At 44.7% G+C, this 12215-nt stretch carries 23 protein-coding genes; 4 read left to right on the top strand and 19 right to left on the bottom strand.

Translation table 11 applies throughout. The features are described 5' to 3' along the window. Positions 1–283 precede the first annotated feature (283 nt). The 19 genes from FLM53_RS09510 to FLM53_RS09430 all read right to left on the bottom strand — a co-directional run bounded on the left by FLM53_RS09510 (position 284) and on the right by FLM53_RS09430 (position 9740). A complete protein-coding gene (locus tag FLM53_RS09510; RefSeq protein WP_176680813.1) occupies positions 284–445 on the bottom strand; it encodes a hypothetical protein in 162 nt (53 codons plus the stop codon). Beyond that, on the bottom strand, positions 445–663 hold the full coding sequence (locus FLM53_RS09505) for a hypothetical protein (RefSeq protein WP_176680812.1): 219 nt from the start codon (positions 661–663) through the stop codon (positions 445–447). Before FLM53_RS09505 ends, FLM53_RS09510 begins: the two co-directional genes overlap by 1 nt. A 36-nt stretch (positions 664–699) precedes the next feature. Next, entirely contained in the window at positions 700–1128 is a 429-nt protein-coding gene (locus FLM53_RS09500) for a M15 family metallopeptidase (protein ID WP_176680940.1), read from the bottom strand. Between the two features lie 73 nt (positions 1129–1201). Then, positions 1202–1885 (bottom strand): hypothetical protein, encoded by a 684-nt coding sequence (locus tag FLM53_RS09495; RefSeq protein WP_176680811.1) that lies wholly within the window; start codon positions 1883–1885, stop codon positions 1202–1204. Continuing rightward, positions 1885–2535, bottom strand: coding sequence for a hypothetical protein (locus FLM53_RS09490; protein WP_102435957.1), 651 nt, complete (start codon positions 2533–2535; stop codon positions 1885–1887). The genes FLM53_RS09495 and FLM53_RS09490 overlap by 1 nt, the downstream gene beginning before the upstream one ends. Next, positions 2532–3455 carry a hypothetical protein gene (locus FLM53_RS09485; RefSeq protein WP_176680810.1) on the bottom strand — a complete coding sequence of 308 codons (924 nt, stop codon included), beginning with the start codon at positions 3453–3455 and terminating at the stop codon, positions 2532–2534. Before FLM53_RS09485 ends, FLM53_RS09490 begins: the two co-directional genes overlap by 4 nt. Further along, positions 3436–3642, bottom strand: coding sequence for a hypothetical protein (locus FLM53_RS09480; protein WP_004735824.1), 207 nt, complete (start codon positions 3640–3642; stop codon positions 3436–3438). The genes FLM53_RS09485 and FLM53_RS09480 overlap by 20 nt, the downstream gene beginning before the upstream one ends. After that, the gene (locus FLM53_RS09475) at positions 3642–3788 is read right to left on the bottom strand and encodes a hypothetical protein (protein WP_170960258.1); all 147 of its coding nucleotides are present in this window, start codon (positions 3786–3788) and stop codon (positions 3642–3644) included. Before FLM53_RS09475 ends, FLM53_RS09480 begins: the two co-directional genes overlap by 1 nt. Positions 3789–3790: 2 nt before the next feature. Next, on the bottom strand, positions 3791–4063 hold the full coding sequence (locus FLM53_RS09470) for a hypothetical protein (RefSeq protein WP_004735826.1): 273 nt from the start codon (positions 4061–4063) through the stop codon (positions 3791–3793). A gap of 9 nt (positions 4064–4072) precedes the next feature. Next, the gene (locus FLM53_RS09465) at positions 4073–4888 is read right to left on the bottom strand and encodes a major capsid protein P2 (RefSeq protein ID WP_050621038.1); all 816 of its coding nucleotides are present in this window, start codon (positions 4886–4888) and stop codon (positions 4073–4075) included. 12 nt (positions 4889–4900) lie between these two features. Continuing rightward, on the bottom strand, positions 4901–5029 hold the full coding sequence (locus tag FLM53_RS24005) for a hypothetical protein (protein ID WP_256099348.1): 129 nt from the start codon (positions 5027–5029) through the stop codon (positions 4901–4903). 131 nt (positions 5030–5160) lie between these two features. Then, complete coding sequence (locus FLM53_RS09460) at positions 5161–5976, bottom strand: hypothetical protein (protein WP_370780645.1); 816 nt, start codon at positions 5974–5976, stop codon at positions 5161–5163. Beyond that, positions 5885–6352, bottom strand: coding sequence for a hypothetical protein (locus tag FLM53_RS09455; protein WP_176680808.1), 468 nt, complete (start codon positions 6350–6352; stop codon positions 5885–5887). The genes FLM53_RS09460 and FLM53_RS09455 overlap by 92 nt, the downstream gene beginning before the upstream one ends. After that, the gene (locus tag FLM53_RS09450; protein WP_176680807.1) at positions 6339–6878 is read right to left on the bottom strand and encodes a hypothetical protein; all 540 of its coding nucleotides are present in this window, start codon (positions 6876–6878) and stop codon (positions 6339–6341) included. The genes FLM53_RS09455 and FLM53_RS09450 overlap by 14 nt, the downstream gene beginning before the upstream one ends. Beyond that, complete coding sequence (locus FLM53_RS09445) at positions 6871–7188, bottom strand: hypothetical protein (protein WP_176680806.1); 318 nt, start codon at positions 7186–7188, stop codon at positions 6871–6873. Before FLM53_RS09445 ends, FLM53_RS09450 begins: the two co-directional genes overlap by 8 nt. A gap of 65 nt (positions 7189–7253) precedes the next feature. Next, positions 7254–9083 carry a replication endonuclease gene (locus tag FLM53_RS09440; protein ID WP_176680805.1) on the bottom strand — a complete coding sequence of 610 codons (1830 nt, stop codon included), beginning with the start codon at positions 9081–9083 and terminating at the stop codon, positions 7254–7256. Further along, complete coding sequence (locus FLM53_RS24000) at positions 9083–9277, bottom strand: hypothetical protein (protein WP_048662771.1); 195 nt, start codon at positions 9275–9277, stop codon at positions 9083–9085. The genes FLM53_RS09440 and FLM53_RS24000 overlap by 1 nt, the downstream gene beginning before the upstream one ends. Before the next feature lie 2 nt (positions 9278–9279). Next, complete coding sequence (locus FLM53_RS09435) at positions 9280–9474, bottom strand: hypothetical protein (RefSeq protein ID WP_132941225.1); 195 nt, start codon at positions 9472–9474, stop codon at positions 9280–9282. A gap of 2 nt (positions 9475–9476) precedes the next feature. Further along, complete coding sequence (locus tag FLM53_RS09430; protein WP_176680804.1) at positions 9477–9740, bottom strand: pyocin activator PrtN family protein; 264 nt, start codon at positions 9738–9740, stop codon at positions 9477–9479. Between the two features lie 140 nt (positions 9741–9880). Here FLM53_RS09430 and FLM53_RS09425 point away from each other — a divergent pair, with 140 nt between their 5' ends. The 4 genes from FLM53_RS09425 (at position 9881) to zur (ending at position 12209) form a co-directional block, all read left to right on the top strand. Next, entirely contained in the window at positions 9881–10492 is a 612-nt protein-coding gene (locus FLM53_RS09425) for a S24 family peptidase (protein WP_017078247.1), read from the top strand. Positions 10493–10593: 101 nt separating this feature from the next. Then, entirely contained in the window at positions 10594–10866 is a 273-nt protein-coding gene (locus FLM53_RS09420; RefSeq protein ID WP_176680803.1) for a hypothetical protein, read from the top strand. 12 nt (positions 10867–10878) lie between these two features. Beyond that, entirely contained in the window at positions 10879–11271 is a 393-nt protein-coding gene (locus FLM53_RS09415; RefSeq protein WP_176680802.1) for a hypothetical protein, read from the top strand. 479 nt (positions 11272–11750) lie between these two features. Continuing rightward, the gene (gene zur / locus FLM53_RS09410) at positions 11751–12209 is read left to right on the top strand and encodes a zinc uptake transcriptional repressor Zur (RefSeq protein ID WP_026084434.1); all 459 of its coding nucleotides are present in this window, start codon (positions 11751–11753) and stop codon (positions 12207–12209) included. The last annotated feature ends 6 nt before the right edge of the window (positions 12210–12215 follow it).

Here is a 12215-nt window from a genome sequence, read left to right as displayed (position 1 = left end):
TATATACACCGCATTCATGGATGAATAACCAGTACTTTAAAAATATCATATAAATCACAAAAAATGTGATCTAAATCACATTTAGTTGCCAATTACTTATTCTTTAGGGCGTAGAGTTGCCAGCAATGTCCTTACAGCAATATTGCTTATAGTGTATTCATAAGGAAATGTTGGTTCTAGCATGTCTATTTTCTCTTGTTGCCTTTGAACCTTGTTACTGGTTGTTCTGCTTTACGCAGGTATCACTTAAGAACTAACGATAGTCTCATTTGATCAATGCCCCCTACGAACTAAGGCTTTTATTTTCAAGCTTAGTTAATCTCTCATCCATCTTTTCCATCATCAGCCGCAACCACTTCACATCCGTTTTAAGCGCTATCCCCACACCAACACCGCTAGACAAGGCACTAACAACGGCAACAATTATTGTTTGATACTCTGCCATTACTTGAACTCATTACGTAGAGTTTCCCATAAGCCAAATACTATTGGAGCACTTGCGCCAACAAGGCCACCGAATTGAACACCATCTGCCGATATGCTTGCGGTGATAAGCTCAGGGTGACCAGCTACCAAAGCAGCTCCCGCGCCAAGTAACGCTAAACCCTTTTTGGTGGATGGTTGGTCAAGGTCAATTCCGATTTTTTCTAATAAGCTTTTCATAGTAATTTGCTCTTCCTTAAATACTTGATGGTGTAACTATGAGTAATGGGCTCTATCGAGTTCGATATGAGGACCATCTTTAAAGCTGACCCAATCACCGCCCCATACAATCGGAATACCTAACTCATCCGCTGCCTGCTTGAATGCCCAACTCACTTGTTCGTAATAACTAAAGCCCCACGTCACTTTGCCGTTTTCGTCGTACACGACAAAATCAACCGCGCAGCCTGATTGGTGACGGCTTTTTTTGTTGTATCCGTCTAACTGGCTTGCTCCTTGTTTGAATAGAGCGTTCTGTTCCTCTGCGGTGCGCTTACCTGACGTAATGCCAAAATCAAACGGGGTTAGCTCAATAGCGCGGCGAACGACTCGCTTTAAATCACCGCGCACACCCACCATGCGCATCTCACTTCTCGCTGATAAAGCAAAGCCACTCACTATTTTGATTATCTTGTCTTTTTTCATTAGGTACCCCCCAAACAGGATTAGGAAAACCAGTACTAGCAAATACTTAATATTCATTACCACCAAACCCTTGTTAATCAGGCACCGGATAAACGGCTTCCTCAGCAATCCACGCCTTTTTGACATGAATAAGCCCAAACAAGTTTTCTAACGTTGCAGGTGCCTCTTCCAAGTAAACCATCACATCATTAGTTATATCTTCCACATCGAAAGAAATTTGAAGTTCTGATTCAGCAATACTGGCTACATCGCCCGCTTGAACATTAAGAACAACATCAGACGAGCCACCAAAGACCAATGAAGAATCACTCGAAGAGTACGCAGCTGTCACACTGCAATACGCGCCTCTATATGATGGGGCGGCTTGAGTCTTAATTCCGATTACGCAAGAAATAGGAGTATCTAACGCGCTCACCTTCGCAGCCGTTGACGCATCAAGATTTATCTTCCCTTTGAGCGTGACCGACATCATTAACGATACAGAATCATAAGGCTCCGCTTTCGTTATCAAATCGACTGCTGACTTTAATTGCATTCTTCGACCCCACTCACCATTAATGCTTTCATTTCGATGATACAGAGCCGCGTTATAACTACGCTCAGGATCGTCATAAAGGTTATTTAAGATGGTCACGAAACCGGACGCACTCCCGCCATTTTGAGCACTTAGAGGAATACAGGCCAAGACATTAGCCCCGACTTCCCCAACTGAGCCCGAACTCGAAGAGGCTTGGGGTGGGTTTGAAAGTTGGAACATTAGATAAACTCCCCTACTTTGACGCTATCGCCTATGGCACCTTGCAGTGTCACGATGGCATCCGTTTGAATTAATGTATGACCGCCAGCTGTAAGATCAATTAAGCCTTGCACCAACACAGGACTGGCATTGTCGGTAGAAGCCTGAATAAAGAGCCCTTTACGCCCAGCTTTCCCATCAATAGTTTGCTCATCGCTTGTTAAATCCAATAACCCACTGCCGACCTTTTGCAAGGTGTACAAATCAGCAAGCTTTTCCACCTTGAGGACGTCATTTTGAATGCGTGTTTTTACCTCGGTTTGGACTTCGCCCACCTTTATAGGGGATAGAACTTTATCAACGGTAATGGGCGTTAAAATCTCGCTAATCGCTACCGAATTACTGATATCAATTTTTTGCGCTTTGGTGATGATTGGCACATCTGCGATTTGATATTCAATCGTCACGGCATCCGCTTTGTGATTAAAAAGTTCAAGCTCGTCAAAACGAGTGATATCAACCGTGTCACCGCGTTCAATCTCTACAGGTCGCAGAGCATCACCGCGCAGCATGACGGTATTACTGGCCTCACGCATGATGAGATACTTACCAGCCTGACCTGCGTTAAATTTAATTGCTTCACCAGTATTTAAGGTATGCAGTTGCTTCATTGCTTACGCCCCGCGAACATATAAGCCATCGTTAATAACGAGACGAGAATCCCGACAATAAGAGACACATTTTTCAGTAGCTCGTTATTACTTTCGTTCTCACCCGTTTGCTCTCGCGCTTTTGCTGCCCCTGCTATGGCAAGTGCTGCTTTGGTCGTTTCCGTTTGTTGGCCTGCCATGGATTTAATGGAATCTATCGCGTGCTCGCTAAGATTTGTATTTGCATCCAATGCGCTCTCACCAAAACTGAACGCTCCGTCTAACGCTTTCTCACCAAATCCCAAAGATGCATCAACGGTATCTGTTGAAAAATCTAATGCGTCAGTTCCGAAATTAAACGCTTCTTCTGCCGTTCGACCTGCAACCGCCATTGCGCCATGGTCAGTCATGCTTAAATTAATGTCAGAGTTTTCTATCCCTGACAGCGCAAAGCCATTGTTATCGCCACCGATACCTTGGCTATTGCTTTTGTTTGTGGTTGTGGTGACGGTTTTAGCGTCACTTCTTGAGCTACTTTTCCCGCCCATATCATCAAACCTTATCTGTAATACATGCTCATTCTTGTGAGTTTCAACCTCTCGAACAGGCAATCGTAATTTACGCTGAATATAGCGATGGGCTCCGCGTTTGCTAAAGTGGGCGCGAATGGAGTCAAAGCCGTTCGCTTTACCGTGATTAATTGCACTGAGCGTACCCGCTGCCATATCACCCGCTAACGCAACCACCACCAACTCCTTAGAGCCTGATTGTGATTGCTCTCCGCGCAGTAACATGTAGGTATCTTCCACTCGATAAAGGGACTCTCGCCCCTCTTGAACTTCAATTTCTGCTTGTTTGAGGTAATCACCAAGGGCTTTACATAGCCTCGGCTTGGCATTGCCCCAAGTTTCAGGAATTAAGTTACTTTCGAGTGAGAACATACAGCGCAATCAGAGCAACAAGCGCAATTCCCCACCACGGTATGCCGTTGTTGCTGCCAAAATTCATTGCGCCAGCAGTAAAGCCACTGTTATTTGTGGTGTTAGACGTATTACCTGATTTTGCTGGACCCGAAGACCCGCCCGTCAAGCCACCGCCACCCGTTAAAGACGTTAATGAACCTAGCATTAGCGAAACACTCCCGATTTGTAGGCAAGGTATAACAGGGCAATCAACGCGGTAGCAGTCAGAGCCTTATTGATGCCCTGACTCACACCAAACCCAAGTGCAGATCCAAGCCCAAGCCCACCTAAACCAATGAAAAGTAATGGCATAACTATTTACCTTTCAGCATGACAACAAGCAGAACCAGCACTAACAGCGCAGCAATACCACCACCGATATAAAGCAGGGTGTTATCTTTCGCTACCAGTGAGCCTTGAGGGGTTGTAACAGCGTTGCCGTTATTATCAACAACGGGTGCGTTAGGTTGCTGGGTAGTGTTCGGGTTAGATGAATTGTCATCATCACCAAACAGCCAATCGGCATTTTCACCCACGCTATCAAGCGCACCGCCCCCAAACTCTAAGAGGTCATCAAAAAAGCTCATATCGGCTCCTTAGCTTCGACCCGCGAGCATTTCAGGGCGAACCACTTTCACCGATTCAACCAAAATAGGGATTGAGCCTGCTACGTCACTCGTTGTTACTGAGAACTTCAAGTTAGAGCTGTGCTGTGTTGGAAATAGCTCATCGATAGAAAAACCACGCACAATAGGATCGAAGTGAAAGTAACCCGCTTGAGGTGTACGTTCGTTACGCTTGGCGTTCGCTTCATTGATAAACTTGTTAGCTTCATACTCTTTGACAAAGTCGCGCTCAACTTCAAGTTTAGTGATACCCGTGTGCATAAAGTGCGCACGACGTAAACTAATCAATGGGCTTGATACTAGGCTTGTGAATTCGTTCACCCCTGCCGCGTTCGCTGGCATGGTTTCACGCTTAACCATTGGCACGATGATTCGTGCAGGTTGCGCATTCGTCACCCACGCATGGACTTGAATCGATAGCGGGTCGCCACTGGCTTTCGCTTTGAACTGGATATCTAAGTGAATGTTGTCACCCGCTTCCGTCACCAGTCCCGTGTAACGAACACCATTTTTAGTACGTGCGGAAATATCACTAAATGGGATCACGTAGTGGCCTGTTGTATGAGCGCGTTGTTTGTAACGCTCAAGCATCAAAATCTCACTGCCCGTTAAGACATAGATTTCTTCTGCATTAAGCGTGATAGACAAACGCTCGATATCGGCAGCTTCGGCATTGGTCTCTAGTACCAGCTCTTGATAAGTAGGGCCTACTGGGATAGGTAGCGTACCTTTTTGCCCCCAAGCAGCACCGACCATTGAATTAAGTTTGATTGGTTTTACTGACATGTTTATATCTCCTTAAAACCAGCCACGCTTGCCGTTAATGAGTTCTTTGACTGCTTCTAGCGTTGATACGTTATTGATGATGGCAATCACCAGTAAGGTCAGTGCTACAGCAATCAACATGTTTTTATGTTGAGCTTTCATGAGTTCCCCTGTCTCTCGACGTTGGATTGTGAATAATCAAATTGAGCGTTTATCAAATAGGAGTGAGGTAAAAAAAGGAAGGGAAAGTAACCTATAGGTTGAACGGGTAACCTATAGGTTAAAAAGGCCGATTAACGGTAGTTTAAATTGAGCTTAGAGCCTGACTGACAGTTAAACGCTTTGTGCTCGATATTGCCGATACCATCACCAATCAATAAGTATTCGGCTATCGGTTTACCAATGCGTTCTTTATTGACCTTGGCAGACTTTAGCCCCGCCACGATATTCACATCCAACCCACGTTTATCCGCTATCCAGTGAGCATCACTCATTGAGTTAACCGCGCCCACCCACCAAACGCTTGATTGTTCAGTCACGGTTTTTGGTACTTCTTGCCCTCGTTGAAACACCGTATGCACCACCAGACCGTATTGACGACCTCCGCGCAAAAGCTCACCCGCACGACCTCGAAGCTTGCCCGAGGTTTCAACACATGACGCCAATTCTTCGATCACGGTATAGAGCTGGCTAGCCCGACCGTTACCCACCGACCACACCACCGACGCAAAGAACTCTAATTCGTCGGCCGTTGCCCCGTTTGCTGGAATGTAGGCCAGCTTAAACGAGCCACCGCGACGACGCGCCATAATGAGCGTTTTGACAAAGGTTAAGCGTGATGAAGTTCCGTGGCACATTTGACCTTGAAATTTACTCCTTGCGTAGTTGGTGTAGGGGTCAAAAAAGACCGCTTGAGCCGTTTTAGGGACTAGCCCCAAATGCTTAACGGCTGAGGTTTTACCTCCTCCTGTTCCCGCAACATAAATGGTGTGCTCGGCATCATGTGACGGGTTCGAGTTAACGGGGTTCGGTAGGGCTAGGGGCTTCGGTTTTTTCACCGTCCACCTCCTTTGATTGTTGCAGCATGACCAATTGCTTTTTAGAGGCATAAATCAAACCAAGAACCGCAAGCAATAAGGTCGCCTCTTCGATGTAATCCCCAAACACGCCCATAAGCGTACTACCGTGTTTTGCAAAGACAGGCTCAGCCGCATCCATAACCGCTTGCTTACCTTTACCGTCAAACTCAAATTCAACTCCTGAAATGATGGAAGTCGCTTGCTCGGTTAAGGCAAACAAGATATTCAGTAAGCCCGCCATCGCTTCTGTTTTATCTTCGGTTACCGTTTCGGTTGGCTCGGTTAAGCCGACTAAATCGCTCTCGGCTTTCTCTTGTTCTTCAAGCTGATGAATAACAGAGCCAAAATCCCCCCAATCATCCAGTTCAACTTGCTCACCTGGTAAGGTTTCGTTAGCTTGCTCCATGCTCACCCCCTTGCGGTTGTTCGGTTGGGGCTTTCGGTAGCAATTGAGACACAGCCCAAATGATGAAGATAACCGACGCTAACCCCGCGAATACTCGTTTAAAGGGGAATTTACTTAGGGGACTTTCTGTTTTTTCAGTGACGACCGTTTCGGTTACCTCTCGGTTAGAAACCTCGTCTTTACTGACTTCATCCACTTGCACCGATTCGGTTAACTCAATTGCATCGGTAGGGTTAGGCTCAGTTATCAAATCAGACTCAATAACCGAACCTTTTTCGGTTGAGTTCGGTTTAAGGTCGCTTAACTCTGCGACAGAATTTGCTTTGATGAACTCCGTAACCTTTTTACTATTCGAACTATTACCGCACTCAGGGCAACGGTAATACATGAGTCCAATGTTACGACTGTTTTTTGGTGGCTCACCAGACGCGATCAATTGTCCCTCACCCACTTGGTGAGTAGTGGCTGCAGACTGACAAACAGGACAGGAAATATACCCACGAACAGGGTTTTCATATTTAGCCATGTTTCACCTCAACGCTCTCCACTTCACTAAGCTTTTCTTGGTTAGCCACAACGACAGCTCGGTATTTACTGCGCGCCACCCCGTTGAGTTTTTCGAGCTGCTCTAATTGCTCAAATAAATTGACGGGAAGCCCTAACGCTTCCAGTGATAGGTTGCCACCCATCAGCATTCCCATGGCTTTTTTCATGAGCTTGCTGGTATCCATTTCTTTGAAACGGTCGATTTCCACTTTCATGTTGCTCGTTAGCTTTTCAGCCGCATCCAAAGCGGCTAAATCTCTTTGGCACTCTTCAAGCGATAGTATTTTCATTTTTAATCCTCTGTCTCACGACGTTGTTTAGTGTTTAGCCCCTGATTCACATCGTTGGCAATGGTTTAATACACAATCAGACGGTTGTTTCTAAAGCTGATACTCGTGTATTTATCAATTTGAACTTTGGCTCCCCGCATTAGCGGTGATATCAAGCATTGGACTCCCTCCACGCTCCATCCGGTCGCGCGTTGAAGATGTTCAACTAAGGGAGAGTTACAGTTATTTTCAGTGCTCCAAGGTGAGACGCTCCGCGCCTCTTGAAGACGCTTCACGTCTTTTTTCTTAACGAGCGAATAGCACTCGCTAGACGTTTCGATAAGACGACCGAGCCAAGAAAAGCCGATCACCTTTTTGGTTGTTTCACCGTATTGGTTTTGTTTCGATTGGTAGGCAACTTTTGCACTATCAGCTAATTGGCAGAACAGCGACCACTTCGAAGAATCTGCCGCTTGGCGCAGCTCTTCGAGCTTTGGGTCTATCATGGTCTGTTCCGGTTTTGCCCTGCGTAGATTTCGCCAAAGGGAAACAGGCTTACCACCAAATTGCTGAAACTGACGGATTCGGTGAGTGGAAGCCCAAGCACGAGCACGATAAGCAGATTCTTCACCCTCATTCTCTGGCATGTGCTTTCCGTTGATGTTCTTCGATACGTATTTGGCAATGTAGGCAGTCGCCCCGCCCTTTTTAGGATCAGCCTCTTTCACATCAAAACGAGGCGAAATATCAGAACCTAGTTCGAACGTATCCTCAGAGATAGCGCACGACTCTAAGGTATCGATAATGAAGTCTTTATCGTCAGGTGAACAAAACAAAAAGTAGTGAGCATGACTGGTTGCGTCCTTGTGTGGTTCTGCCACTCGAAAACCAAAGTAATGAATCTCTTCTTTAGCTATGAGCGCTCGACCTAACGCCCATTGCTGCATAAGTACTTGGTGACCATCTTTCACACTCGCACCTTTCCAATTTTTAGATACTCGGTGATATTTGCTCGGCAGCGTCCAAGTAATAAAAAGCGCGGTATAACCCAAGTCTTGAGCTAACTCTTCAAAACCACGGGAACGCACCATCATTTCAATGCGACGATTTTCTGGATTAGCAGTGGTTCTCTTGATCACATCTTCAAGATTGAATGAGTCGCCCGTCTCGTTATTCATTACGGCCATCGTTTCAAGGAATGCTTTAGCGTCACGCTGTTTCTGTTTCCAGTTAGCAAATGACAACGCACTGATCACCGGTGACTGATGTTTTCCCTGACCAACTCGTTCAAGCGTGATTTGTGAATACTCAATGTATTGTGCTCGGAGGTGTAACAAACGTCCCTCAATCCAAGATTCAGATTGCATCTTGAGCACAGCTACCTGTAGGTCTTGTTCTAACTCTTCCGGTTTCTTATCGCGCTTTTTGAGGTTCACTTGTGGCGCATTAACATGAATCGTTTTTAGTTCAGCCTTTTGCAATTGGTAAACATGCTCTATCGCATCTAAAAAGCTTTTGAATACTTCGGGTTGGCTTTCTTCGGTAAGCAGTAACGCACACTTATCAGCGAACTTTTTTGCTAGTTCACTAACGGCATCATCACGCATCAAAATGTCGTGGCTTAACGGTTGAGTTCGAGTCTTGGCGCGACTATCAACAAACGGGAATTTGTCTTCAATGAAGTGCGCTCTTTTTAGCCCAAATTTAACGGCATCTTCTGCCGCTAGTATCAGGTTTTCTTTGGTCGGGTTTTGGCGTTGTTTACGGTTGGCTATTTTACGCTTCACATCGTTACGCACGATTTTAGGCAAGCGAGGAAAGAAGCGTTTAGTGAATGCAGAGTAACGAGGGAGTTCCCCTGCGTCACTTTTCGCTTCCATGTTAGCAAGTGCGGCTATCATCGCTTGTTCGTTCATTACAGCCCCGTACACGAATGATTTGTGCAAACGTAATTCATCGGTCTAGCTTTGCGCTTTGAACGCTTCGATAAACCATGTTTTTCACGTAACTGCTCTATCAAATGAATAGAGCGTTCGCGTAGTTCCGGTTTTGGGTCAACCATGCCAAGCATATCGGGGCAAGGTAAGTGGATCGGGTCAGATACCTGCATGTCTATTCCTCCAAACTTTCCAATAAAGTTGCGGCTTCGACCAACTGCTTATAAATCGGAGATAAAAATTCAAACTCAGGTGAGGACGGGCTTAACCAAGACAAACGGCCTTTAACTATCATTAAAAGCTCTTTGGCTTCACTCGAATGAGAAAGGTCTACGCTAACGCTGTGAATCGGAGTAGTTACATTATTCATGTTCAACCCTCTGATCCGTTTACGGATAGCCAGTCTTGCATGGCCTCAGAGTGGCGCTTATCAATGTAAGCAGCTAAGTCTTCTATCTTGATTAATGACGGGCTGCGCTCTGAATCGCGCAACTTGAAGGTAGGGACGGGAAAGTCACAAGCTTTCGCTCTTTGTTCAGCTGTCCTTGAGGTAATACCAAAGAATTCTTGGCTAACTTGTTTCAACTCTACCGTTGGGTTTCCGAAACGGGCTAATAACGCAAAGTTTGTATTCATAGCTCACCTATTAATCTATTATCTAAGCAACAAAATGAGACTCTAAGCGATTCAAAACCGTCCTAATCGTCCCTAAAGCGATTGAATAATATTAACGATGAGACGCTATTGCAACGCTTTTATTTTAATAGAGGTGCCCTTTGAAAACTATTGATGAACAAATAACAGAACTTAAGCAACTTACCAAAACAGCAAAAATTACAGATTTATCAAAGGCTTTAGGTGTTTCACCGTCCACAGTCAGAACATGGCGATCACGCGAAAAAATCCCTGAAAATATTTTTCTTAAAGCCGAAGAAATGGCACAGGAACGAGACGGTTTCGGGACGCCAAAAGGATATATGACTCTAGATTTCTATGATGTGGAAGTTAGCGCAGGACATGGCGCACTTGTAGAAAGGGAAGAGAAGTCGACTGAAATCGTCTTTAGTGAAGAATTCATAAGCAAAAGTATTGGCGTTAACCCTAATGAGGTTTTCTTGATGCCCGTTAGAGGCGACAGCATGGCGCCAACACTAAAAAACCAAGCGTTAGTTATGGTTCATAAAGTTGATGAGTTTTCTGGGGACGGTGTTTATGTTTTTCGCTTCGATGGCCAACTGATGGTTAAGAGACTTCAGTTCATGCCAAAGGTGATTAAGGTGGTTAGTGACAACCATACTTATGAAAACTGGGAATTACTCAAAGATGATCTGAAGAATGAAGATTTTCAGATTATTGGCGAAGTCGTTTGGTCGGGGCAGAGGATGTAAGATCACATCTTATGAAACACCAAACCATAAATGTATAATATGCATAGCTTTCAATGTATTATCCATTCAAATCACACATCACTCAATGAATGGAGAAAGAAATGCTTACTAATAAAGAAAAAGCTCAAGATTCAAAGCAGCAACGCAAAGCCAAAAAGAAAGAGAAAACACAAATTACATTCACGGTTTCACCAGAATCGGGAATGCTTGTTGCCAAAGTCGTAAACAACACATCGCACAGAGGGAGATGGAAAGCACGACGAGTAGTTGTTCATTACACCCCAAATGGCGAACAAGGCGAGCTGATAAAGGGAAGAACCCTAGTAAAAAACACACGTAGTGGTGGACCTAAAGCTCCAAAGCATGCGATTTAGGAGTGGTAAGAGATGAACTTACAATTTCTGAGAAACGAATTTAATGCATATACTGCTGCAGCTAGTGCTACGAATAGACAAATTGCTTTGGCTGGTATCGCTGTCGTTTGGATACTCGTTCAGCAAAAAGCCAACTTAGCTATCGAGACTACCGCTCTAAAATGGTTTGTAGTAGCTTTAGCTCTTGATTTGTTACAGTCGGTTATTGGCTCAGCCTTTTGGGGCGTGATGGACAGAATTAAAGAAAACGAGCTAAAAAAGCAGCATGGCGATAATTATGAAGCTATAGAAAGTGCAGATTTCGAAGTAACAGGGGCGGGCAACATTTTTACGTGGCTTTGCTTTGGTTCGAAAATTGCGGCCGTCGCTACTGGTTACTTTTACCTTTGGAAAATGCTTTCCTAGAGGCTACCTACTATTATTTGGGCTCATGTTTATCAGTCTCATGAGTCCCTATTGAACAAATTAGTATCCCTATAGTACCCCTCAAACTCGCTCAGCCCTTGCTAAGGCTGCTTAATCAATCCAATCGAGCATTGGAGCGACGGACAACCTACATGAATGTGTCATGGCAAAGTACCCTAGTAGCGAGTCAAAAAAATATGCTGGAATACCCAGCAAAAGCAAGGTCGGCTATTGTAAATGCTATGCCCTGTTTGTGCTATATGAACTTTGCCTCACACTTTTTTTATAAACCTATTCACCAGATCTCTAATTCAACCTCACTAATCAGTTATGCCTTGAGTCACACTGTCATTTTGAGTTACCTTGTCTTATTCAAAGTCGTGGGTCACAATACGCTCTGTACCTGACTTTAATAGAAATCATTGGCCCCCAAAACGTAGTAACCTAGAAATAGAGTTTGAATAGGGATGGCCGATTGAATGGTGAAAAATTTGGACCACACATTAATAGAGCAAGTTGAAGGGATATGCGCATCGCGAGGTGTTAGATTAACGCCTCAGAGAAAGCGAGTGTTTGAGCTCATTCTCTCTAATAAAAAAGCCTCCAGTGCTTATGAATTGTTAGAGCAGTTGAAAGTCAGTGAACCACAAGCCAAACCACCTACGGTTTATCGCGCTTTAGATTTCTTGTTAGAACAAGGTTTCATTCACCGAGTTGAGTCAACCAATAGCTTTATATGCTGCTGTTCTTGCAATGCCGACAAACATTTCTCTCAACTACTGATCTGCGATAAATGTGGCACTGTGATAGAACTGCAAGACGATGCGCTTGTCACTCTACTCGCGAGTAACGCTGAGAAGCATGGCTTTCAATTGACCAATCATGTCATTGAATCACATGGCATTTGCCAAAGCTGCTCCTCTGAGATGAAAGAATAAGATTAT

The organism is Vibrio sp. Scap24, assembly GCF_013394185.1.
In the GTDB taxonomy this organism is placed as follows: Bacteria; Pseudomonadota; Gammaproteobacteria; order Enterobacterales; family Vibrionaceae; genus Vibrio; species Vibrio pomeroyi.
This window is presented reverse-complemented; position numbering and strand designations above follow the sequence as displayed.

What these genes read in the sequence shown, in the direction of transcription:
- FLM53_RS09490 (WP_102435957.1), bottom strand. Translation starts at nt 2,535, where the DNA reads ATGAAGCAACTGCATACCTTAAATACTGGTGAAGCAATTAAATTTAAC.
- FLM53_RS09485 (WP_176680810.1), bottom strand. Translation starts at nt 3,455, where the DNA reads ATGTTCTCACTCGAAAGTAACTTAATTCCTGAAACTTGGGGCAATGCC.
- FLM53_RS09415 (WP_176680802.1), top strand. Translation starts at nt 10,879, where the DNA reads ATGAACTTACAATTTCTGAGAAACGAATTTAATGCATATACTGCTGCA.
- FLM53_RS09480 (WP_004735824.1), bottom strand. Translation starts at nt 3,642, where the DNA reads ATGCTAGGTTCATTAACGTCTTTAACGGGTGGCGGTGGCTTGACGGGC.
- FLM53_RS24000 (WP_048662771.1), bottom strand. Translation starts at nt 9,277, where the DNA reads ATGCAGGTATCTGACCCGATCCACTTACCTTGCCCCGATATGCTTGGC.
- FLM53_RS09420 (WP_176680803.1), top strand. Translation starts at nt 10,594, where the DNA reads ATGCTTACTAATAAAGAAAAAGCTCAAGATTCAAAGCAGCAACGCAAA.
- FLM53_RS24005 (WP_256099348.1), bottom strand. Translation starts at nt 5,029, where the DNA reads ATGAAAGCTCAACATAAAAACATGTTGATTGCTGTAGCACTGACCTTA.
- zur (WP_026084434.1), top strand. Translation starts at nt 11,751, where the DNA reads ATGGTGAAAAATTTGGACCACACATTAATAGAGCAAGTTGAAGGGATA.
- FLM53_RS09450 (WP_176680807.1), bottom strand. Translation starts at nt 6,878, where the DNA reads ATGGCTAAATATGAAAACCCTGTTCGTGGGTATATTTCCTGTCCTGTT.
- FLM53_RS09495 (WP_176680811.1), bottom strand. Translation starts at nt 1,885, where the DNA reads ATGTTCCAACTTTCAAACCCACCCCAAGCCTCTTCGAGTTCGGGCTCA.
- FLM53_RS09455 (WP_176680808.1), bottom strand. Translation starts at nt 6,352, where the DNA reads ATGGAGCAAGCTAACGAAACCTTACCAGGTGAGCAAGTTGAACTGGAT.
- FLM53_RS09460 (WP_370780645.1), bottom strand. Translation starts at nt 5,976, where the DNA reads ATGCCTCTAAAAAGCAATTGGTCATGCTGCAACAATCAAAGGAGGTGG.
- FLM53_RS09475 (WP_170960258.1), bottom strand. Translation starts at nt 3,788, where the DNA reads ATGCCATTACTTTTCATTGGTTTAGGTGGGCTTGGGCTTGGATCTGCA.
- FLM53_RS09430 (WP_176680804.1), bottom strand. Translation starts at nt 9,740, where the DNA reads ATGAATACAAACTTTGCGTTATTAGCCCGTTTCGGAAACCCAACGGTA.
- FLM53_RS09435 (WP_132941225.1), bottom strand. Translation starts at nt 9,474, where the DNA reads ATGAATAATGTAACTACTCCGATTCACAGCGTTAGCGTAGACCTTTCT.
- FLM53_RS09500 (WP_176680940.1), bottom strand. Translation starts at nt 1,128, where the DNA reads ATGAAAAAAGACAAGATAATCAAAATAGTGAGTGGCTTTGCTTTATCA.
- FLM53_RS09470 (WP_004735826.1), bottom strand. Translation starts at nt 4,063, where the DNA reads ATGAGCTTTTTTGATGACCTCTTAGAGTTTGGGGGCGGTGCGCTTGAT.
- FLM53_RS09440 (WP_176680805.1), bottom strand. Translation starts at nt 9,083, where the DNA reads ATGAACGAACAAGCGATGATAGCCGCACTTGCTAACATGGAAGCGAAA.
- FLM53_RS09510 (WP_176680813.1), bottom strand. Translation starts at nt 445, where the DNA reads ATGGCAGAGTATCAAACAATAATTGTTGCCGTTGTTAGTGCCTTGTCT.
- FLM53_RS09465 (WP_050621038.1), bottom strand. Translation starts at nt 4,888, where the DNA reads ATGTCAGTAAAACCAATCAAACTTAATTCAATGGTCGGTGCTGCTTGG.
- FLM53_RS09445 (WP_176680806.1), bottom strand. Translation starts at nt 7,188, where the DNA reads ATGAAAATACTATCGCTTGAAGAGTGCCAAAGAGATTTAGCCGCTTTG.
- FLM53_RS09505 (WP_176680812.1), bottom strand. Translation starts at nt 663, where the DNA reads ATGAAAAGCTTATTAGAAAAAATCGGAATTGACCTTGACCAACCATCC.